Here is a 19116-nt window from a genome sequence, read left to right as displayed (position 1 = left end):
ATTTATTTGGCGTAGCATTAAACCCATGCAAGACACACCGCCAACGAATCTGGAGTAACCGACATGAAAACCAAACTGATCCTCGCCCTGACCCTGTCCGTACTGGCTGCCAACACTTTCGCTGCCGATGGCTCGGACAAAACCAAATCCGCTGACTTCATCAACGGCGCCAGCGCCGCCATCGAAACCAGCCACACCGGCACTTACGCTGCTGATGGATTTGATAAAACCAACATCGGCAAAGCTGTTGCTGCCGATGGCTTCGATAAAACCCACCTGGGTAAAACCGTCGCGGCTGACGGCTTCGACAAAACCGGCACCGCCGCTGCCATCAGCTAAGTATCAGCAGTCCTCCCACAGCCCGGCCTTGGCCGGGCTTAGTCATTTTGGGGCATGCCCCTTTCATGAGTTCACACCGAACCCTGTGGGAGCGAGCTTGCTCGCGAAGGCGTTGTGTCAGGCGATATCAATGCAACTGACCCGACGCTTTTGCGAGCAAGCTCGCTCCCACAGGGGAATTTCATAGCCTGGAATTCCGGTGTCTGCTGGAAATATGCGTTGCGTGCTTGCACTATTGGCCACCTGACTCTGCACTCTCCAGGACCACCCGCCATGCCCGATGACATCCATTTCTACGAACCCGCCAACGGCCACGGTCTCCCCCACGATCCGTTCAACGCCATCGTCGGCCCACGCCCCATCGGCTGGATTTCCTCGCAGGATGCCAACGGCCGCTTGAACCTGGCGCCGTACAGCTTCTTCAATGCCTTCAACTACATTCCGCCGATCATTGGTTTTTCCAGCGTCGGGCGCAAAGACAGCCTGAACAACATCGAGCAGACCGGCGAGTTCGTCTGGAACCTCGCCACCCGGCCGCTGGCCGAGCAGATGAACCAGAGCTGCGCGATGGTCGCGCCTGAGGTCAACGAGTTTGAATTGGCGGGTTTGACGACAGTGGCGTCAAAGGTGATTTCAGTACCACGGGTCGCAGAAAGTCCGGTGTCCTTTGAATGCAAGGTCACGCAGATCATTCAGTTGCAGCGCGCCGATGGCGAGACGGTGCCGAGCTGGCTGATCCTCGGCGAAGTGGTCGCCGTGCATATCGCCAAGTGGCTGTTGAAGGATGGAATCTACGACACCGCCGCGGCAGAACCGATTCTGCGCGGCGGCGGGCCGGCGGATTATTTCCAGTTGGGGCCTGAGGCCCTGTTCAAGATGTGGCGTCCGGGCGCCAACAAGTAACGCGTTACCAGATCAACTCGGCGTCTTCAGTGACGCCATTGAGGTTATCCAGCTCCTTGATGGCCGCTTCATCAGCGGCAATGGCGCCGGGGAAGATCTGGTCATTCAACAGTTTGTGAAAGCGTGGTGCACCGCCATCGACCAGGGCCTTGACCGCGATTGCCGCGTGATAGCCCTTGTTGCCGCCCAACTCGACGGGGACGACTGCGGAAACTGCTTCGAAGTGTTCGAACTCTTTACGTGCCATGTCACATATCCCGGCTCAGACAAACAAGCCGGACATTAAACCCTCAACCGACGAGTTTGTGTACCGGCGCCGGGCATTGACCGAGGGCTTGCGCCGCCGACACGTCCTTGAACGTGTGGAAGTCGAGGCTGTTGACCACCAGTTCCTGCACCAGCTCGGCGAAGATTTCCATCGATGGGCTGTTGAAATAGTTGGTCATCATTTGCTGGCTGCTCCAGAAGCCGGAGACCAGCCACAACTCGGGATCACACTGCGAATGCTGCAAGGCAAAGCTCAGGCAACCGGGGGCGGCGCGGGACGGCTCGATCAACGCGCTCAGGCGTACACCGAGTTCCGCCGAACGCCCGGCGCGCGCTCGAACGAAGGCCATATGACTGACGGGAATCTGCTTGGACATTTTCAACCCTCCCAGGGAGTCGCGTGGCAGCCGGGGGACGGGCTGCGACAGGATCAAAGGTTAAGGGCCGCACGCCAGCCGCCGTTAGTCGATTTCTGTCGCTGCGTTGCACAATCCTGCGAGACTGCGCAGAAGACCTGTAACAACCTGTAAAACTGCGTCACACGGTTGTCATACGGCGTATCAAGCAACTTTGCCGCCCTACATCCTGCTATGGCTGAGCCCGCCCACAATCCCATGCAGAATCAGGCAAGCATTTCGCAGGATGTGTCTACCGCTGGCGCTTGCACAAACATATGCTCTGCTCCATTCCACCTCCCCTGCCGAGGATGCCGTGCATGACGTCATTCGATCGTTTTCAAGCCGAACCCACCGCTGACATGGAAAAACAGCGCGCGGAACTGGCGGCGATCATCCGCCGCAACACCACCGACGATGGCAGCTACGAGACCGCCATCGGCTCGCTGTTCATGTCGCGTCACACCCGATCCCACGACTTTGCCCCGGTGCTCGCGCAACCGGCGCTGTGCATCATGGCGCAGGGACGTAAGGAAGTGCGGCTGGCCGACGAGTTCTTTAATTACGATCCGCTGAATTATCTGGTGGTGTCGGTTTCGATGCCGTTGAGCGGGCGCGTGGTGAATGTCTCGCCGGAAGAACCGATCCTCGCCGTGCGCCTGGATATCGACCCGACCGAAATCACCGCGCTAATCGCCGACGCCGGCCCGATGGGCGTGCCGACGCGGCCGACCGGGCGGGGTTTGTATGTCGAGCAGATCGACAGTTCGATGCTCGATGCCGTGCTGCGTCTGGCCCGCTTGCTCGATGCACCGAAAGACATCGCCATGCTCGCGCCGCTGATTCGCCGGGAGATTCTTTATCGCCTGTTGCGCAGCCCGCAGGGCCATCGTTTGTATGAAATCGCGATCGCCAACAGCCAGAGCCATCGCATCAGTCAGGCGATCAAATGGTTGAACGGCAACTTCGAACAGCCGCTGCGCATTGATGACCTGGCCAAAGAAGTGAACCTCAGCGTCTCGACCTTGCATCACCGTTTCAAGGCGATGACGGCGATGAGTCCGTTGCAGTATCAGAAGCAGTTGCGCCTGCAAGAGGCGCGGCGGTTGATGTTGGCGGAGGGGCTGGAAGCGTCGGCGGCGGGGTATCGCGTCGGGTATGAAAGTCCGTCGCAGTTCAGCCGTGAGTACAGCCGGCTGTTTGGTGCGCCGCCGTTAAGGGATTTGGCGCGGTTGCGGCTTTCGGTGTGACCGTTAGAAGCCCCTCACCCTAGCCCTCTCCCGGAGGGAGAGGGGACTGATTGGGGGATATTGAAGAAGTACGCTGACCTGAAAGTACTTTGCCGAATCCACAATCGACTCGATATCTCAGGTCGATGGAGAGCGCCAGACACCTCGGTCGGCCCCCTCTCCCTCCGGGCGGTCCGACGTTTCGGGAGGGCTGGGGTGAGGGGCGATTCGGCGTCGGAGCTCGCTCTAAGCCCCCAACACCCGACAAGCCTCCGCCGGCAACGTCACCGACACCGGATGGCCGATCGCCAACCCGATCCCCTGACACGGCGTACTCAACGCGGTAAACGTCACCCCGGAACACTCCACCGTCGTCTCGATGGTCGCGCCGATATCACGCACAAACGTCACCTTGCCGAGCAAGCGATTCCCCGCCGTCGCCTGCGCTGCCGACAGTTGCAGGTCTTCGGGGCGAATCAGCATCTTCACCTTCTGCCCGACGACAATGCTGCTGCAGATAGGCACTTGCAGCGCGTCACCACCCGGCAGGCTGACCTTGCCATCGCCCAGCGCCGTGGCCGGGAAAATATTGCCCGAGCCGATGAAGTCCGCGACAAACTCATTGGCCGGATGCCGATAGATTTCAATCGGCGTACCGACCTGCTGCACCTTGTGTTCGCCCAGCACGACGACGATATCGGCCATGGTCATCGCTTCGCGCTGATCGTGGGTGACCATGATCGTGGTGATGTTCAGGCGCTGCTGCAGTTGGCGGATTTCCACCTGCATCGACTCGCGCAGCTTGGCGTCGAGCGCCGATAGCGGCTCATCGAGCAGGAGGATTTTCGGGTGCGAAGCAATCGCCCGGGCAATTGCCACGCGCTGCCGCTGGCCGCCGGAAAGTTTCGCCACCGGGCGATCGATCATCGCTTGCAGTTGAATCAGCTCCAGCAACTCGACCACGCGCTTGTGTTGATCAGCCTTGCTGACGCCGCGCAACTTCAGCGGGTAGGCGATGTTCTCGCCGACGGTCATGTGCGGGAACAGCGCCAGCGACTGGAACACCATGCCGAAGTTGCGCAGGTGCGCCGGGGTCTGGCCGATGTCCTCGCCGTCCAGGCGAATCTCGCCAGCGCTGAGGGTTTCCAGCCCGGCAATCATCCGCAGCAAAGTGGTTTTGCCGCAGCCGGACGGGCCGAGGAAACACACCAGTTTGCCTTCCGGCAAATGCAGGTTGACGTCTTGTACCGCGCACGCCGAGCCGTAGAATTTCTCGACGTTTTCCAGAATCAGACCAGTCATGTTGCACCTCAAATCAAAAGGAAACGCCGCCCTCGCCCACCAGCTTCTCCAGCGCCCAGATCAGGACGAAGTCGATCAGCACGATCAGCACGGCAAACGAGAACACGGTAGGGTCGAGCGATGACACGGTGCGGCTGTACATCCAGATCGGCACGGTCATGACGTCGATGGTGTAGAGGAAATAGGTCACGGTGAATTCGTTGAACGAGACGATGAACGCCAGCAGCATGCCCGCTAGAATCCCCGACTTCATCAACGGCACCACCACATCGACAATCGCGCGCAGCGGTGAGGCGCCAAGCATCCGCGCCGCTTCCTCGACTTCGCTGCCGATGGAAAGCATCGCTGCGGTGCAGTTCTTCACCACAAACGGCAAGGCCAGAATCACGTGGGCAATCACCAGCCGCGAAGTGGTCAGGTGGAACGGCAGGCTGTCGAACACCAGCAGCAAGGCCAGGCCCAACACCACCATCGGGAACACCAGCGGCAGCGACATCAGTTGCAGCGCCACGGCCTTGCCACGGAATTCGCAGCGGGTCAGCGCATACGCGGCAGGCACCGCAATCAGCGTGGCGAAAACCATCGTCAGGCACGACACCAACAGGCTGGTGGCCATGGCCTGACCGAGGCTGAGCACGTCGCTGGCGTCCGGCGAAACAAAGGTGTGCCAGGCCGCTTTGTACCATTGCAGGCTGTAGCTGCTCGGTGGGAAGTCGAGGTTCGACGCACCGCTGAACGACATGACGATCATGGTCAGGATCGGCAACACCGCCAGCAGCAGGATGAAGCCGGAGAGGATGCCAGCGAACTTGCCGGTTTCGCCGGGCAACAGCGCCATGCGCTTCTTGGTCAGGGCACTCATTGCGAAGCCTCCAGCAGACGCCGACGACGGCCAGTGATGTATTCGGACAAGGCCATGATCGCCAGCGTGGTGACGATCAGCACCACCCCGGCTGCCGACGCGGCAGGCCAGTTCATCAGCGGCGCGATCTGGTCATGTACCATCACCGCCAACATCGGCACGCGTCGGCCACCGAGCAGCAACGGCACCACGAAGCTGCTGGCGTTGTAGGCGAACACCAACGTTGCACCGGTGATGATCCCGGGCAAACTCATCGGCAGAACCACTTGGCGGAACACTTGAAAACGGCTGGCACCGAGGGTCGCAGCCGCTTCCTCATAGGTGCGGGCGACGCCGCGCATGGCGCTGGCAATCGGCAACACCGCGAGTGGAAACGCTGTTTGCACCAGGCCCATCAGGACGCCGTTCTGGTTGTACAGCAACATGATCGGCCGCTTGATCAGACCGAGGCCCATCAGCGCCTGATTGAGCATGCCGCCGGGACCGAGAATCACCAGCCAGCCGTAGCTTTGCAGCAGCAGATTGACCAGCAGTGGCAACAGCACCGCTGCGAGGAAAATCCGCCGCAGAAACGGCGAGGTCAGCCGCGACATGGTGTACGCCACCGGGATCGCCAGCAGCACGGCAATCACCGCGCTGATCAGCGCCAGACGCAAGGTCAGCAGCAAGGATTTCAGGTAGTACGGTTCGAGCAACTGGGCGTAACTGGCCAGGCTGAAACCGCTCCACTCCGCGCCTTTGGTGCCGACGCTCATGCGCAGCACCAGCAGGCTGGCGGCAATCAGCACGCCGAGAAACAGCATCGACGGCGTGAGGAAAAGCCACGCCCGCGCTGTCGGAGAAACGCCGCGCACCGGGCGCACGGCAGCAGCGCCGACCGCTTGGGTCAGGGATTGATGTTCCATAGCAATAATCTCGTCAATGGAAAAACAACTGACGAACACAACTCTCCAAACCACCCCCGCCCCCTTGTAGGAGTGAGCCTGCTCGCGATAGCGGTGTGTCAGCCACCTAATAGGTTGACTGGTATGACGCTATCGCGAGCAGGCTCACTCCTACAGGGGATTTGTGGTGTTCTGAAGGTTTGTGTTCGGCTCAGGAAGAAAAAATTTCCGTATAGCGACGAATCCATTGGTCATGCACGGTGGCCAGGAAGGCGTTGTCGTGCATGATCGCCTTCTCGGCGATCTGCTCCGGCGTCAGAATGAACGGGCTCTTGCGCGCTTCGGCGGAGATGATCGCCTTGGCGTTGACCGGGCCGTTGAAGATGTCCTCGGCCATCTTGCCCTGCACCAGCGGGTCGAGGGAGTGGTCGATGAAGGCGTAGGCCAGGTCGGTGTCGCCCGGCCGATTCTTCGGCATCACCGAGAGCATCAGGTCGGTGTAGAACCCTTCCTTCATGCCGAACGTAGCGCCGAGGCCGTAGTTCGGATCGCGGATCTGCTTGGGAAAAAAAGCCGGGGCATAGAGGCCGCCCATGTCCAGCGAACCGGTGCGGAACAGCTCGGCAATCTGGTTCGGGTTTTCGCCCAACGTCACCACGCGATCCTTGAGTTCGGCGAGTTTCTTGAAGCCCGGTTCGATGTTGTGTTCGTCACCGCCGGCCAGTTTCGCGGCGATGATGATCAGGTCCATCGCCTCGGTCCAGTTCGGCGGAGGCAGGAAAATATTCGGCGCCAGATCGGCATCCCACAACGCGGCATAACTGCTCGGCGCCTCTTTCTGGGTGCGAGTGCTGTAGACCAGACTGTTGCACCACAACAGGTAACCGATGCCGTGGCCATTGGCGCCAGTGCGGTATTTTTCCGGGACGTCGATCAGGTTGGGAATGCGGTTGAGGTCGGGTTTTTCCAGCAGCCCGGCGGCCGCCAGACCTTCGGCGCCGACGCCTGCCAACGTGATGATGTCGTACTGCGGACGATCACCGCCGGCCTTGAGTTTGGCGACCATTTCCGAAGTGCTGCCGGTGCGGTCGGCGATGACCTTGGCGCCAGTCTTGGCTTCGAACGTGGCGGCGATGTTGCGCAGTGCCGCAAGGCCGGTGTCATCCGACCAGGTCAGCAAACGCAGGGTCTTGCCGGCGAAGCGGGTGTCGCTGGCGCTCGCCCGGATGAAGGGCATGCTCAGGGCAGCCGCCGCCACCGAGGCGACGCCGACGGTTTTAATGAATTGACGCCTGTTCAGATCGTGCTCGCCCATGACGGACTCCCTTTGTTCTTTTAAGTATGAGGTTGGTCGCAACCGTTGCATCCGCGCGGCCGGATCCGCTGCAGGCCTTGTTTTCAAAGGCCTGCAGCGCTGCCGACGGGTTCATCCTGAGGTCGTGCAAAACACCTGACTATCGATAAAAACTCATTGAAGCCATGACGCCGACGCATGCCTCGTTGCGAGGCATGCGCTGACCTTTTTCGGGCGTTCAGAGCGCCCGGATCACGTGTTTGATTTCCTGAAACGCGGCCAGGCCCCACGGCCCCAATTCGCGGCCGATGCTGCTCTGCTTGTAACCGCCCCACGCCGCCTGCGGGAAGATCACTTGCGGCGCGTTGAGCCACACCAGCCCCGCCTGCAGGGCGTTGGCGACCCGCTCGGCGGTCTCGGCGTTACGCGTCACCACACTGGCGACCAGGCCGAACTGGCTGTCGTTGGCCAAGGCAATTGCCTCGGCTTCGCTGCTGAAACGGCGCACGCACAGCACCGGGCCGAAAATCTCTTCGCACCACAGCGCACTGTCGAGGGGCACGTCGGTGAACACGGTTGGCTGCAAAAAATATCCGCGCGGCAGATCTGCCGGACGATTGCCGCCGCACACTAGCTTCGCGCCAGCGCTCAGACCCCGGTCGATGTGACCAAGCACGCGCTGGTATTGCGCCTGATTGACCAGTGCGCCCATCTCCACGTCCGGGTCGAACGGATCCGCCACGCGAATCGCCTGCGCACGCTTGTGCAAACGTTCGAGGAATTCATCCGCCAATTCATCGGCAACCAACACACGGCTGGTGGCCGAGCACATCTGCCCGGCATTGAAGAAACCGCCACCGCAAGCCAGCTCGACCGCTAATTGCAGATCAGCATCTTCGAGCACCAGCAGCGAAGATTTGCCGCCCAGTTCCAGGCTCACGCCCTTCACCGTTTCGGCGGCGCGCTGCATCACCTGGACACCGACGGCGTTACTACCGGTGAAGGAAATCTTGGCGATGCGCGAATCCGCCGACAGTGGTGCACCGACCGCCAGACCAGTACCGCAAACGACGTTGAACACGCCGTTGGGCAGGCCGGCTTCGGCGATGATCGCCGCCAGTTCCAGCTCCGGCAGCGGCGTGACTTCCGACGGTTTCAGCACCACGCAGCACCCGGCGGCGAGGGCCGGCGCGAGTTTCCATGCGGTGGTGACCATGGGGAAATTCCACGGCACGATCAGCCCGACCACGCCGCACGGCTCGCGGCGCAAGCGTGCGCTGAAATCATCGCTGGGCAGCGGCACATGGCTGTCCTGTCTGGCGTCGAGGCCTTCAGCGAGTTCGGCGTAGTACTCGAAGGTGGCGATCACATCGTCGACGTCGATGGCCGCTTCGAACTGCGGTTTGCCGTTGTTGCTCGATTGCAGTTTCATCAAGTGATCGCGACCATTGCGCACGCCATTGGCGATGTTGCGCAGAATCGCGCCGCGCTCGGCACCGCTGGTTTGCGACCAGTCCTTGAATGCTTCAGTCGCAGCGCTCACGGCCTGGCTCACCGCGTGCTCGTCACCGCCATTGACCGTGGTCAGCAACGCCTCGGTGGCCGGATTGATCACGCGCAGATGTTCGCGGCCGGCCGACCATTGGCCGTTGATGTAGAGGCCGTCGAGTGTGGTTGGAAAATTGATCACTTGGCCACCGCCTGCATCCACAGGTTCTGGTCGATTTCGATTACGCTCGGGCCTTGGAGATCGGTGGCGGCACGCAGTGCACTGCGCAGTTGTTCCATTGAGTTGATCGCTTCGGCGGCGCAGCCGAGGGCCTTGGCCACGCCAATGAAGTCCGGGGTGTAGATGTCGACGCCGACCGGTTCGATGGCGCGGTTGACCATGTATTTCTTGATCTCTTCGTAGCCCTGGTTATTCCACAGCAGGACGATCACCGGGGTGCGCGCTTCGACGGCGCTGGCCAGTTCCGGCAGGGTGAATTGCAGACCGCCGTCGCCGATCAGGCACACCACTGGTGGCCGTGCGCCTTTGTCGAGTTGTCCACCGAGCCATGCGCCAATCGCTGCCGGCAACGCATAGCCGAGGGTGCCGTAGCCGGTCGATGAGTTGAACCAGCGACGCGTACGCTCCGGATTGAAGGTGAGGTTGCCGGTGTACACCGGTTGGGTGGAGTCGCCGACGAACACCGCGTCGGGCAATTCGTGCAGCACGGTTTCGAGGAAACGGGTTTGCGCCAGCGTCGGTGCATCCCAGGTCGCGGCCAGATCATCACGCAGACGCGCCGCGCGTACCTGGCCCCAATCGTTGCGGCGCTCGGCCAGCGTTTTGTGCGACAAGGCGCTGAGCAATGCCTGCGCGGCATTGCGTGAATCGGCAACCAATGCCACGTGTGGCGGATAGTTACGCACGGTCTGATCGGCGTCGATGTCGATGCGCAGCAGCTTGCCGGGAATCTCGAAACCACCGGCGAAGGTCACGTCGTAATCGGTTTCGGCCAGTTCGGTGCCGATCGCCAGTACCACATCGGCATCGGCGACCAATTCGCGGGTGGCGACCAGACTTTGTGTAGAGCCGATCAGCAGCGGATGCGTCGACGGCAACAGACCTTTGGCGTTGATGGTCAGCGCGACAGGTGCGTCGAGCAGTTCAGCCAGTTCGGTAAGCTCTGCTGCGGCATCGATCGCACCGCCACCGGCGAGAATCAACGGACGTTGGGCACCGGCCAGCAACGCGCTAATACGACTCACGGCAGCGGGCGCGGCACCGGCGCGGTCGATGTTGACCGGGACACTGGCGAGCAGCTCATCGGCCTCTTCCACCAACACATCCAGCGGAATTTCGATGTGCACCGGACGCGGACGCCCGGCCTGGAACAAGGCGAATGCGCGAGCGAGCACGCCGGGCAATTCCGACGCCGACATCAGGGTGTGAGAGAACGCCGCGACGCCAGCGACCAGTGCGCTCTGGTTCGGCAACTCGTGCAGCTTGCCGCGCCCGCCGCCCAACTGATTGCGGCTCTGTACGCTGGAGATCACCAGCATCGGGATCGAGTCGGCGTAAGCCTGGCCCATGGCGGTGGTGATGTTGGTCATGCCCGGGCCGGTAATGATGAAGCACACACCCGGTTTGCCGCTGGTGCGCGCATAACCGTCGGCCATGAAACCGGCGCCCTGTTCATGCCGTGGGGTGACGTGGTTGATGCTCGAACGGGCCAGCCCGCGATACAGCTCCACGGTGTGCACGCCGGGAATGCCGAACACCTGCTCGACCCCATAACCTTCGAGTAACTTGACCAGTACTTCGCCACACGTCGCCATGTCATTGCCCTTTTGTCAGCTAAAAACACAGATCCCTTGTGGGAGCGAGCCTGCTCGCGAAAGCGCTGGATCAGCCAACACCAATGCTGAATGTGAAACAGCCTTCGCGAGCAGGCTCGCTCCCACATGACCTGAACATGGGCTCATTGAACGGTCGGCAGGTAGCGGCAACAATCGATTAAAAGTCATACTAGCCATGTCCTCACGTCATACCTTGGATCCCCATGAAACGACTGCCTCCCCTGCCCGCCCTGCATACGTTTCTGATCACCGCGCAGTGCTGCAACTTCACCCGGGCCGCCGAGCAATTGCACATCACACAAGGCGCGGTGAGCCGGCAGATCGCCGGGCTGGAAGATCATCTGGGGTATGAACTGTTCATCCGACTGGCCCGTGGCCTGGAGTTGACGGCCGAAGGCCGGGAGTGGTTGCCACGGGTGGAGAAGGTCTTCGGACTGATCACTGAGGCCACCGAGCAGATCGGTCTCAAGCGCGAAACCCTGCAACTCAAGGCGCCCAGTTGTGTGATGCGCTGGCTGGTGCCGCGCCTGCTGCAATGGCAAAAGGAACGCCCGGATGTGCCGGTCAAACTGACCACGACGTTGGCCCATGGCGTGGATTTTCAGCGCGAGCAGTTCGACGCGGCGGTGATCTACGGAACGCCGCCGGACAACTCCTCGACCGCGCTGCATCTGTTCGATGAACAACTGACCCCGGTTTGCTCACCGGCACTTTTGAAAGGCCCACCGGAACTGTCTGACCCGGCTGATCTGCAACAGCATCTGTTGCTGCATCCGACCCGCGACACTCAGGACTGGAAGGTCTGGCTGACGGCGGCCGAACTGCAGTTGAATAACGTCAACATGGGCCAGCATTTCGAGACGCTGGATCAGGCGATGTCGATGGCGTCGCATGGGACGGGGGTGGCGATTGGCGACTGGTCGTTGATCGGCGACGACTTGCGTGCCGGACGGCTGGTGATGCCGTTTGAATTGAAGGTGAGGACAGGGCTGGCGTATTACGTGGTGGTGCCTGCGGGAACCGAGCCTTCGCCGCAGTTGGAGGAACTGATGATCTGGCTGGTAGAGCAGGCGCATTTGCGGTGAGGCTATTTCCCCTCACCCTAACCCTCTCCCAGGGGGAGAGGGGACTGATTGGGGGATGCTCTGGAGATACGCCGACGTGAAATTACTGCGTTGAATCCATAATCGACTTGATCACTCAGGTCGATGTCCAACGCCAGACACCTCGGTCGGCTCCCTCTCCCTCTCCCTCCGGGAGAGGGGACTGAATGGGGGATGCTCTAGAAATACGCCGACGTGAAATTACTGCGTTGAATCCATAATCGACTCGATCACTCAGGTCGATGTACAACGCCAGACACCTCGGTCGGCTCCCTCTCCCTCGGGAGAGGGCTGGGGTGAGGGGCAAGGATTCACTCAGTACCCGACAGTAAACCGCTGACGCGAATGCTTCGGCGTTTCCACCTCGTCGATCAGCGCAATCGCGTAATCAGCAAAAGTAATCCAGCTACGCCCTTCAGCACTCACCAGCAAATGATCCTGGCCGACACGAAAACTACCCGTGCGCTCACCTTCGACAAACTCTGCCGACGGCGACAGAAAGGTCCAGTCCAGTTCTTTCTCTTGCCGCAACGCCTCAAGAAATGCCGCACCGGCACTGGCCTCAGCTTTGTACTCCGCCGGAAATCCCGCGCTGTCGATCACTCGCGTATCGTCCGGTAGCAACAACGAACCGGCCCCACCCACCACCAGCAGACGCTTCACACCCGCCTGCTTCACTGGCCCGACAATCGCCGCCGCAGGCACGGTGGCAAAATGCGCGGCGGTGATCACCACATCATGACCGGCCACGGCGTCCTGCAACGCGGCCGAATCCAGCACATCGACTTTCTTGCTGACCACACCGCTACGGGCGCCGATCTTCGAGGTATCGCGGGCAATAGCGGTAACGCTATGGCCGCGACGCAGGGCTTCTTCCAGCAGTTGGCTACCGGCTCGGCCGGTGGCACCAATGATTGCGATCTTGCTCATGACATTCTCCAGTTGGCTTGAGAGTGCTGCGTTTTCAGAATCGGCTTACCACTGCATTTCGCCCTTGGCGACTTTCGCGCTCAGCTCCAGCGAACTTTCTTCGCCGAGTGTCGGGTAGCGCTTTTTCATCGCGGCGATCAGTGCGGCGGAATCTTTGGCCTTGGCGGTTTCCGCGTCGAAAGCCTTAATGTAGTCGGCGGTGAATTTCACGCTGGCCAGCGAGCGGCTGCTGTCACCCAGGTAGTGACCCGGCACCACGGTGTTCGGTTTGAGGGTTTCGATCGAGTGCAACGTTTCCAGCCAGTCGGCGTGGGATTGCGCGCTCTGGGTATCGGCCATCCATACGTGGATGTTTTCGGCGACAACCACACCACCGACCACGGCTTTGAGCGACGGGATCCACACAAAACTGCGATCCGGTTGTTTGCCATCGAGGCCGATGACCTGCAATTTCTGCCCTTCGAGCATCAGGCTGTCACCCTTGAGCACGCCCGGCACGATGGTTTTCGCCGGCACGTCGGCGCCCATTTTCGGGCCCCAGAAGGCCAGTTTGCCGGCGACGGTTTTGTTGATGTGATCAACCGTCGGTTGCGAGGCCAGTACCTTGGCCTCCGGGAATGCCTTGGTCAGGGTATCAAGGCCGAAGTAGTAATCCGGGTCGCCATGGCTGATGTAGATGGTGGTCAGGTGCTTGCCGCTGGCGCGGATCTTTTCCACGACTTGCTCGGCCTGGGATTTGCCGAATTGCGCATCAACGAGGATCGCGTCTTTCTCACCGCTGACCAGCACCGAGGTCACCGGGAAAATCGCGTTTGTCCCTGGGTTGTAGACATCCAGGGTCAGATTGGCAGCCGCTGCATGCGCGGCGAAACCCAGGGAAGCAGTGGCGAGCAGAACGCGTTTGAGTGTGGTGAAGCCGATCATCTGTTGCTCCGGTGTCCGAATGCCGTGTTTGGCGATGGAACAGAGCTTAGTTGCCTGACTCAGTACAAAAAATGCGATGCTTGAACATAGTTTGTTTCTGAAAGCGGGCAAATCATGGATCGTCTCCAAGCAATGCGGGTGTTTGTCACCGTGGTGGACCTGGGCAGCCAGTCGGCCGCAGCCGATCATCTGGACCTTTCGCGGCCGGTGGTTTCACGTTATCTGGCAGAGCTGGAGGACTGGGTCGGCGCACGCCTGATGCACCGCACCACGCGCAAGTTGAGCCTGACCGCCGCCGGCAGTGAGATTCTGCCGCGCTGCCGGCAGATGCTGGAGTTGTCGAGCGACATGCAGGCCGCCGTCAGCGAACCCCACGATGCCCCGCGCGGGCTATTGCGGATCAGCGTCAGCACTTCGTTCGGCCAGGCCCAACTGGCGGATGCGATGGCCGCCTACGTCAAACGCTATCCGGGTGTGAGCATCGATCTGCAAATGCTCGATCGCACGGTGAATCTGGTCGATGAGCGCATCGACCTGGCGATTCGCACCAGCAACGATCTCGACCCCAACCTGATCGCCCGGCGCCTGACCGTTTGTCGTTCGGTGGTGTGTGCCGCGCCGGCTTATCTAAAGGAGCATCCGGAGCCGTTACGGGTCGACGAGTTGAGCCAACACAACTGCCTGACGCACTCGTATTTCGGCAAAAGCCTGTGGCATTTCGAGGAGGATGGCGAACCGGTTTCAGTGCCGGTGCAGGGTAATATCAGCGCCAACGAGGCCAGCACGTTATTGCGCGCGACACTGGCTGGCGCGGGGGTGGCGATGCTGCCGACCTACCAGGCCGGGGTGCATATTAACAGCGGCGAACTGGTCCGCCTGCTGCCCCATGCCGAGCCGCGACAGATGAACATCTACGCGGTGTACGCCTCACGCAAACACATGCCGGCGGCGCTGCGCAGCATGCTGGATTTTCTGGTAGAGCGCTTTCCTGAGCATCCGCAATGGGACGTTGATCTGTAAACCGATCCAATGTGGGAGCGAGCCTGCTCGCTCCCACACTGGCTATCAATGTGCTGAATGGCCGGTTAAATCCTCAAGCACACTCGCTGGCAACTCCCCAGCGCTGACCTATGCTGAAAGTAATACCGCAAGGTATGTCGTTCAGAGGTCTACGCCATGAACATCAAAACAAGAAGGTACATCGCGATTTTCATCACCTGCGCCGCCACGCTGGCGCTGTACGGCACCGCTGCCTGGCGGGTCGAACAGCTGCGACAGCTGCCGCGCGAGTATGCGAGCTGCAACTTCGAGCGCTGCATTCCGCACAATGCCACGCTGAACGCATTGCGCTGATATTCAACTGTAGGAGTGAGCCTGCTCGCGATAGCGGTGTGTCAGTCAAACTTTATTGTATGACACACCGCTATCGCGAGCAGGCTCACTCCTACAGGGGTGCTGTGGTGTCTGTGGATCAGTGTTCGGCTTTCAATCGGTCGCGGAAGGCTTTTGGCGATATCCCCACCCGGCGCCGAAACAGGCGCGTGAAGTTGGTCGGATCGGAAAACCCCAACAACTCCGACATCTCGTAAATCGTCATGCTGGTGTAGGTCAGCAAGCGCTTGGCTTCCAGCAACTGACGCTCGTGCATGATCTGCAACGCCGGTTGCCCCGCCAGTTCACGGCAAGTGCCGTTAAGGTGCGATACCGAAATCCCCAGCCGATGCGCCAGGTCTTCAACCTTCACATGCTGGCGATAAGTTTCCTCGACCAATTGAATAAAGCCATTGAGGTATTCGCGCTGACGTTGCGGCCGCTGACTGGCTTTGTGCCGCACGATCGCCTGCCGGCTGACCCAGACCATGATCACGCTGACCAGCGAATGCATGAGCATTTCCCGCGCCGGTTGATGACCGTTGTATTCGGCCTGCAATGCCGAGAACAGGCTGTTGAGGTAATCACCGTCGGTGCCTGCCGGGTAGTTTTCTGCACTGGCCAGTGCGTGCACCGAATCGCCCAGTTGCGCCTGCAAGTGATTGATCAGCGGTGTGGCGAGGGTAACGATGAACCCTTCGACGTCTTCGGAAAAGCGAAAGCCGTGCACCGATAACGGTGGCAGCACTTGAATCGCCGGGGTTTGGAGTTGCGTGCGCTGCCCTTCGATCTCAAGCTCTGCCTGACCTTTGAAGACGAAGAGCAACTGGCACAAATCAGCATGGCGGTGGGGTTTGATTTCCCACTCATGTTCGCGACTGCGGGAGGAAATGGTTTCACAGTGCAGCAAGTCAGGGGTCGGCCAGTCCAGGCTTTCACCGTAGAGCTTGAACACTGGAATCGAAGGCAGCTCAGGCTTGTTCATCACTTCAATCCAGGCCTCGGGGTTGTGGGCGATAATCGCACCGATTGGCAGAATGTACAGGTATCAGCTCAGTTTTCACCTTCAATTGACAGACCCGCAAGGGAAAAATGCAAGCACTCGATCCATAAAAAATATTCACCGGCGCTTGTCGCGTGAAGCTTGCGAGCCATAAAAACAATGAAAACGCTGAAAACCCAAGTCGCCATTATCGGCGCCGGTCCGTCCGGATTGCTCCTCGGCCAGTTGCTGCACAACGCTGGTATCGACACCCTCATCCTTGAACGCCAGACACCTGATTACGTGCTCGGACGCATTCGCGCCGGGGTACTTGAACAGGGCATGGTAGAGCTGTTGCGTCAGGCTGGCGTGAGTCAGCGCATGGACGCCGAAGGTCTGGTGCATGGCGGTTTCGATCTGGCCCTGGACGGACGTCAGGTGCACATCGATCTGCACGCGCTGACCGGCGGCAAGAGCGTGATGATCTACGGCCAGACCGAAGTCACCCGCGACCTGATGGCCGCTCGTCGGGAGGCTGGTGCGCCGACCATTTACCAGGCGAGGGATGTCGTTCCTCACGGCATGAAAAGCGACGAGGCATTTGTTACCTTCGAAAAGGACGGCGAAACCTTTCGCGTCGATTGCGATTACATCGCCGGCTGCGACGGCTTCCACGGGGTCGCGCGGCAGTCGATTCCGGCCGATAGCCTGAAGGTCTTCGAGCGGGTTTATCCGTTTGGCTGGCTGGGGATTCTGGCCGACACGCCGCCGGTGCATGAGGAGTTGGTCTACGCCCGCCATGAACGTGGCTTCGCCCTGTGCAGCATGCGTTCGGCGACGCGCACCCGCTATTACCTGCAAGTGCCGGCGGATGAAAATGTCGATGACTGGAGCGATCAGCGCTTTTGGGATGAACTGAAAAATCGTCTGCCGGTGGAGCTTGCCGAGAAGCTGGTCACTGGCCCATCGATTGAAAAGAGCATCGCGCCGCTGCGCAGTTTTGTCGTCGAGCCGATGCAGTACGGACGGATGTTTCTCGTCGGCGACGCGGCGCATATCGTCCCGCCCACTGGCGCCAAGGGTTTGAATCTGGCCGCCAGCGACGTCAGCACATTGTTCAATATTCTGCTGAAGGTTTATCGCGACGACCGCACCGATCTGCTGGAGAAATACTCGGAAATCTGCCTGCGCCGCGTGTGGAAAGCCGAGCGCTTTTCCTGGTGGATGACCTCGATGCTGCATCGCTTCGATGACCACGATGCGTTCAGCCAGCGCATCAGCGCTTCGGAACTGGACTACTTTGTCAGTTCAGAAGCAGGGCGAAAAACCATTGCAGAAAATTACGTCGGACTTCCTTATGAGGCTATCGAATAGCCTGCTACCGACTTACACTGGCGAGCATCCCCGCTCGCCTGATGATCTGCGGGACTCTCACTGCCCGCAGGTTTTGCCCGTGACCAATCTCAATCACCCCGAAACGCCCAAACCGGCCATTCGCAGCGTGCTGGTCGCGCTGATGATGGCGATCTTTCTCGGCGCGCTGGACCAAACCATTGTCGCCGTGTCGATGCCGGCCATTTCTGCGCAGTTCAAGGACGTCAGCCTGCTGGCTTGGGTGATTTCCGGGTACATGGTCGCGATGACGGTGGCCGTGCCGATCTACGGCAAGCTCGGCGACTTGTATGGGCGGCGCAAACTGATGCTGTTCGGCATGGGCCTGTTCACCCTCGCCTCACTCTTTTGCGGCATGGCGCAAAGCATGGAGCAACTGGTGCTGGCGCGGATCCTTCAGGGCATCGGCGCCGGCGGGATGATCTCGGTGAGTCAGGCGATCATCGGCGACATCGTGCCGCCGCGCGAACGCGGGCGCTATCAGGGTTACTTCAGCAGCATGTACGCGGTGGCCAGTGTCGCCGGCCCGGTACTCGGCGGTTACATGACCGAATACCTGTCGTGGCGCTGGGTATTTCTGATCAACCTGCCGCTGGGCCTCGGTGCCTGGTGGGTGGCGCGGCGCAATCTGCGTGGCCTGCCGATTCCCCAGCGCAAACCGGTCATCGATTACCTCGGCACGCTGCTGATGATCATCGGCCTCACTGCCCTGCTGCTGGGCATCACTCAGGTTGGCCAGGGTCATTCGTGGCGCAGCAGCGAAGTGATCGCTCTGTTTGCATGTGCGGTGGTGGTGTTGGCGCTGTTTGTCTGGCACGAACGCCGGGCGCGGGAGCCGTTGCTGCCGATGCACCTGTTCGCCAATCGCAACGCCCTGCTGTGCTGGTGCACGATTTTCTTCACCAGTTTCCAGGCGATTTCCTTGATTGTGCTGATGCCGCTGCGCTTTCAAAGCGTTACCGGGGCCGGGGCTGACAGCGCCGCGTTGCACTTGCTGCCGCTGGCGATGGGGCTGCCGATTGGTGCGTTTTTCGCCGGGCGTCGCACGTCGATCACCGGGCGCTACAAACCGCAGATTCTGACCGGTGCGATGCTGATGCCGGTCGCGATTCTCGGCATGGCATTCAGCCCACCGGAGGCGACGCTGATCAGCGCACTGTTCATGTTGCTCTGCGGTATCTCCAGCGGCATGCAGTTCCCGACCTCGTTGGTCGGCACCCAGAATTCGGTGGAACAACGCGACATCGGCGTAGCGACCAGCACCACCAACCTGTTTCGCTCCCTCGGCGGCGCAGTGGGCGTGGCGTTGATGTCGGCGCTGTTGCTGGCGTTGTTACAGGACTCCAGCTTCGCCCATCTGGCAAGCAGTTCACTGATGAGCGAAGGGCATTCGGGCAACGTCCTGCTCGATGGTCTGAACGCCGCGCCGGGGGATGCGCAAAATGCCTTGCGTGCGGAGTTGCTGGTGACGTTCCGGCATCTGTTGTGGGTGAGTGCGGCGGTGTCGTTGCTTGGGTTGGCAGCGGCGATTGCGATGCCGAACAACCTGCTGCGCGGACGCGAGCAGGCTCACTCCTACAGGAAGCCGGTGTTT

18 protein-coding genes and 1 pseudogene are annotated in these 19116 nt (G+C 60.5%); 8 read left to right on the top strand and 11 right to left on the bottom strand.

All coding sequences use genetic code 11. From position 1 onward, the window contains the following. Nucleotides 1-63: 63 nt before the first annotated feature. Both AC0ZWN_RS14710 and AC0ZWN_RS14705 read left to right on the top strand, forming a co-directional pair. Nucleotides 64-339 (top strand): hypothetical protein, encoded by a 276-nt coding sequence (locus AC0ZWN_RS14710; protein ID WP_476335529.1) that lies wholly within the window; start codon nt 64-66, stop codon nt 337-339. Nucleotides 340-612: 273 nt separating this feature from the next. Beyond that, on the top strand, nt 613-1242 hold the full coding sequence (locus AC0ZWN_RS14705; RefSeq protein WP_007912610.1) for a flavin reductase family protein: 630 nt from the start codon (nt 613-615) through the stop codon (nt 1240-1242). 4 nt (nt 1243-1246) lie between these two features. Here AC0ZWN_RS14705 and AC0ZWN_RS14700 read toward each other — a convergent pair whose 3' ends face one another. Then, the gene (locus AC0ZWN_RS14700) at nt 1247-1489 is read right to left on the bottom strand and encodes a hypothetical protein (protein WP_116255098.1); all 243 of its coding nucleotides are present in this window, start codon (nt 1487-1489) and stop codon (nt 1247-1249) included. 43 nt (nt 1490-1532) lie between these two features. After that, complete coding sequence (locus AC0ZWN_RS14695) at nt 1533-1886, bottom strand: putative quinol monooxygenase (protein ID WP_093430529.1); 354 nt, start codon at nt 1884-1886, stop codon at nt 1533-1535. A 338-nt stretch (nt 1887-2224) separates the two neighbouring features. Here AC0ZWN_RS14695 and AC0ZWN_RS14690 point away from each other — a divergent pair, with 338 nt between their 5' ends. Next, a complete protein-coding gene (locus AC0ZWN_RS14690; RefSeq protein WP_093430530.1) occupies nt 2225-3154 on the top strand; it encodes an AraC family transcriptional regulator in 930 nt (309 codons plus the stop codon). A gap of 225 nt (nt 3155-3379) precedes the next feature. On the opposite strand, the gene AC0ZWN_RS14685 is transcribed toward AC0ZWN_RS14690, so the two are convergent. From AC0ZWN_RS14685 to AC0ZWN_RS14660, 6 genes are all read right to left on the bottom strand, one after another. Further along, nucleotides 3380-4435 (bottom strand): ABC transporter ATP-binding protein, encoded by a 1056-nt coding sequence (locus AC0ZWN_RS14685; protein ID WP_427118988.1) that lies wholly within the window; start codon nt 4433-4435, stop codon nt 3380-3382. Nucleotides 4436-4448: 13 nt separating this feature from the next. Next, nucleotides 4449-5297 carry an ABC transporter permease gene (locus AC0ZWN_RS14680; protein ID WP_093430532.1) on the bottom strand — a complete coding sequence of 283 codons (849 nt, stop codon included), beginning with the start codon at nt 5295-5297 and terminating at the stop codon, nt 4449-4451. Beyond that, nucleotides 5294-6202, bottom strand: coding sequence for an ABC transporter permease (locus AC0ZWN_RS14675; RefSeq protein WP_476335525.1), 909 nt, complete (start codon nt 6200-6202; stop codon nt 5294-5296). Before AC0ZWN_RS14675 ends, AC0ZWN_RS14680 begins: the two co-directional genes overlap by 4 nt. 190 nt (nt 6203-6392) lie before the next feature. Next, nucleotides 6393-7496, bottom strand: coding sequence for an ABC transporter substrate-binding protein (locus AC0ZWN_RS14670; protein WP_095048253.1), 1104 nt, complete (start codon nt 7494-7496; stop codon nt 6393-6395). Between the two features lie 217 nt (nt 7497-7713). Next, entirely contained in the window at nt 7714-9162 is a 1449-nt protein-coding gene (locus AC0ZWN_RS14665) for an aldehyde dehydrogenase family protein (protein ID WP_476335539.1), read from the bottom strand. Then, nucleotides 9162-10799 carry a 5-guanidino-2-oxopentanoate decarboxylase gene (locus AC0ZWN_RS14660; protein WP_476335523.1) on the bottom strand — a complete coding sequence of 546 codons (1638 nt, stop codon included), beginning with the start codon at nt 10797-10799 and terminating at the stop codon, nt 9162-9164. Before AC0ZWN_RS14660 ends, AC0ZWN_RS14665 begins: the two co-directional genes overlap by 1 nt. Nucleotides 10800-11023: 224 nt before the next feature. On the opposite strand from AC0ZWN_RS14660, the gene AC0ZWN_RS14655 reads away from it, so the two are divergent. Next, nucleotides 11024-11905 carry a LysR substrate-binding domain-containing protein gene (locus tag AC0ZWN_RS14655; protein ID WP_476335522.1) on the top strand — a complete coding sequence of 294 codons (882 nt, stop codon included), beginning with the start codon at nt 11024-11026 and terminating at the stop codon, nt 11903-11905. 333 nt (nt 11906-12238) lie between these two features. On the opposite strand, the gene AC0ZWN_RS14650 is transcribed toward AC0ZWN_RS14655, so the two are convergent. Both AC0ZWN_RS14650 and AC0ZWN_RS14645 read right to left on the bottom strand, forming a co-directional pair. Continuing rightward, nucleotides 12239-12853 (bottom strand): NAD(P)-dependent oxidoreductase, encoded by a 615-nt coding sequence (locus tag AC0ZWN_RS14650; RefSeq protein WP_460130004.1) that lies wholly within the window; start codon nt 12851-12853, stop codon nt 12239-12241. Nucleotides 12854-12898: 45 nt separating this feature from the next. Then, nucleotides 12899-13777 carry an MBL fold metallo-hydrolase gene (locus AC0ZWN_RS14645; RefSeq protein ID WP_093430539.1) on the bottom strand — a complete coding sequence of 293 codons (879 nt, stop codon included), beginning with the start codon at nt 13775-13777 and terminating at the stop codon, nt 12899-12901. A 114-nt stretch (nt 13778-13891) separates the two neighbouring features. Here AC0ZWN_RS14645 and AC0ZWN_RS14640 point away from each other — a divergent pair, with 114 nt between their 5' ends. Further along, on the top strand, nt 13892-14797 hold the full coding sequence (locus AC0ZWN_RS14640) for a LysR family transcriptional regulator (RefSeq protein ID WP_476335521.1): 906 nt from the start codon (nt 13892-13894) through the stop codon (nt 14795-14797). A gap of 156 nt (nt 14798-14953) precedes the next feature. Continuing rightward, on the top strand, nt 14954-15130 hold the full coding sequence (locus tag AC0ZWN_RS14635; protein ID WP_460092079.1) for a hypothetical protein: 177 nt from the start codon (nt 14954-14956) through the stop codon (nt 15128-15130). 118 nt (nt 15131-15248) lie between these two features. Here the strand turns inward: AC0ZWN_RS14635 and AC0ZWN_RS14630 are convergent, their stop codons facing one another. After that, entirely contained in the window at nt 15249-16133 is an 885-nt protein-coding gene (locus AC0ZWN_RS14630; RefSeq protein WP_476335520.1) for a helix-turn-helix domain-containing protein, read from the bottom strand. A 186-nt stretch (nt 16134-16319) separates the two neighbouring features. Here AC0ZWN_RS14630 and pobA point away from each other — a divergent pair, with 186 nt between their 5' ends. Both pobA and AC0ZWN_RS14620 read left to right on the top strand, forming a co-directional pair. Continuing rightward, a complete protein-coding gene (pobA, locus tag AC0ZWN_RS14625) occupies nt 16320-17504 on the top strand; it encodes a 4-hydroxybenzoate 3-monooxygenase (RefSeq protein ID WP_476335537.1) in 1185 nt (394 codons plus the stop codon). Nucleotides 17505-17583: 79 nt separating this feature from the next. After that, nucleotides 17584-19086: pseudogene (locus AC0ZWN_RS14620) on the top strand (MDR family MFS transporter); the annotation flags it as partial. Nucleotides 19087-19116 lie beyond the last annotated feature (30 nt).

This window comes from Pseudomonas sp. 3B-A001-10F, assembly GCF_056313565.1.
Note: the sequence above shows the minus strand (reverse complement) of the source record. Positions and strands in the feature narration are given on the sequence as shown.

What these genes read in the sequence shown, in the direction of transcription:
- AC0ZWN_RS14635 (WP_460092079.1), top strand. Translation starts at nt 14,954, where the DNA reads ATGAACATCAAAACAAGAAGGTACATCGCGATTTTCATCACCTGCGCC.
- AC0ZWN_RS14660 (WP_476335523.1), bottom strand. Translation starts at nt 10,799, where the DNA reads ATGGCGACGTGTGGCGAAGTACTGGTCAAGTTACTCGAAGGTTATGGG.
- AC0ZWN_RS14650 (WP_460130004.1), bottom strand. Translation starts at nt 12,853, where the DNA reads ATGAGCAAGATCGCAATCATTGGTGCCACCGGCCGAGCCGGTAGCCAA.
- AC0ZWN_RS14690 (WP_093430530.1), top strand. Translation starts at nt 2,225, where the DNA reads ATGACGTCATTCGATCGTTTTCAAGCCGAACCCACCGCTGACATGGAA.
- AC0ZWN_RS14675 (WP_476335525.1), bottom strand. Translation starts at nt 6,202, where the DNA reads ATGGAACATCAATCCCTGACCCAAGCGGTCGGCGCTGCTGCCGTGCGC.
- AC0ZWN_RS14700 (WP_116255098.1), bottom strand. Translation starts at nt 1,489, where the DNA reads ATGGCACGTAAAGAGTTCGAACACTTCGAAGCAGTTTCCGCAGTCGTC.
- AC0ZWN_RS14705 (WP_007912610.1), top strand. Translation starts at nt 613, where the DNA reads ATGCCCGATGACATCCATTTCTACGAACCCGCCAACGGCCACGGTCTC.
- AC0ZWN_RS14680 (WP_093430532.1), bottom strand. Translation starts at nt 5,297, where the DNA reads ATGAGTGCCCTGACCAAGAAGCGCATGGCGCTGTTGCCCGGCGAAACC.
- AC0ZWN_RS14655 (WP_476335522.1), top strand. Translation starts at nt 11,024, where the DNA reads ATGAAACGACTGCCTCCCCTGCCCGCCCTGCATACGTTTCTGATCACC.
- AC0ZWN_RS14670 (WP_095048253.1), bottom strand. Translation starts at nt 7,496, where the DNA reads ATGGGCGAGCACGATCTGAACAGGCGTCAATTCATTAAAACCGTCGGC.
- AC0ZWN_RS14695 (WP_093430529.1), bottom strand. Translation starts at nt 1,886, where the DNA reads ATGTCCAAGCAGATTCCCGTCAGTCATATGGCCTTCGTTCGAGCGCGC.
- AC0ZWN_RS14630 (WP_476335520.1), bottom strand. Translation starts at nt 16,133, where the DNA reads ATGAACAAGCCTGAGCTGCCTTCGATTCCAGTGTTCAAGCTCTACGGT.
- AC0ZWN_RS14710 (WP_476335529.1), top strand. Translation starts at nt 64, where the DNA reads ATGAAAACCAAACTGATCCTCGCCCTGACCCTGTCCGTACTGGCTGCC.
- AC0ZWN_RS14645 (WP_093430539.1), bottom strand. Translation starts at nt 13,777, where the DNA reads ATGATCGGCTTCACCACACTCAAACGCGTTCTGCTCGCCACTGCTTCC.
- AC0ZWN_RS14685 (WP_427118988.1), bottom strand. Translation starts at nt 4,435, where the DNA reads ATGACTGGTCTGATTCTGGAAAACGTCGAGAAATTCTACGGCTCGGCG.
- AC0ZWN_RS14640 (WP_476335521.1), top strand. Translation starts at nt 13,892, where the DNA reads ATGGATCGTCTCCAAGCAATGCGGGTGTTTGTCACCGTGGTGGACCTG.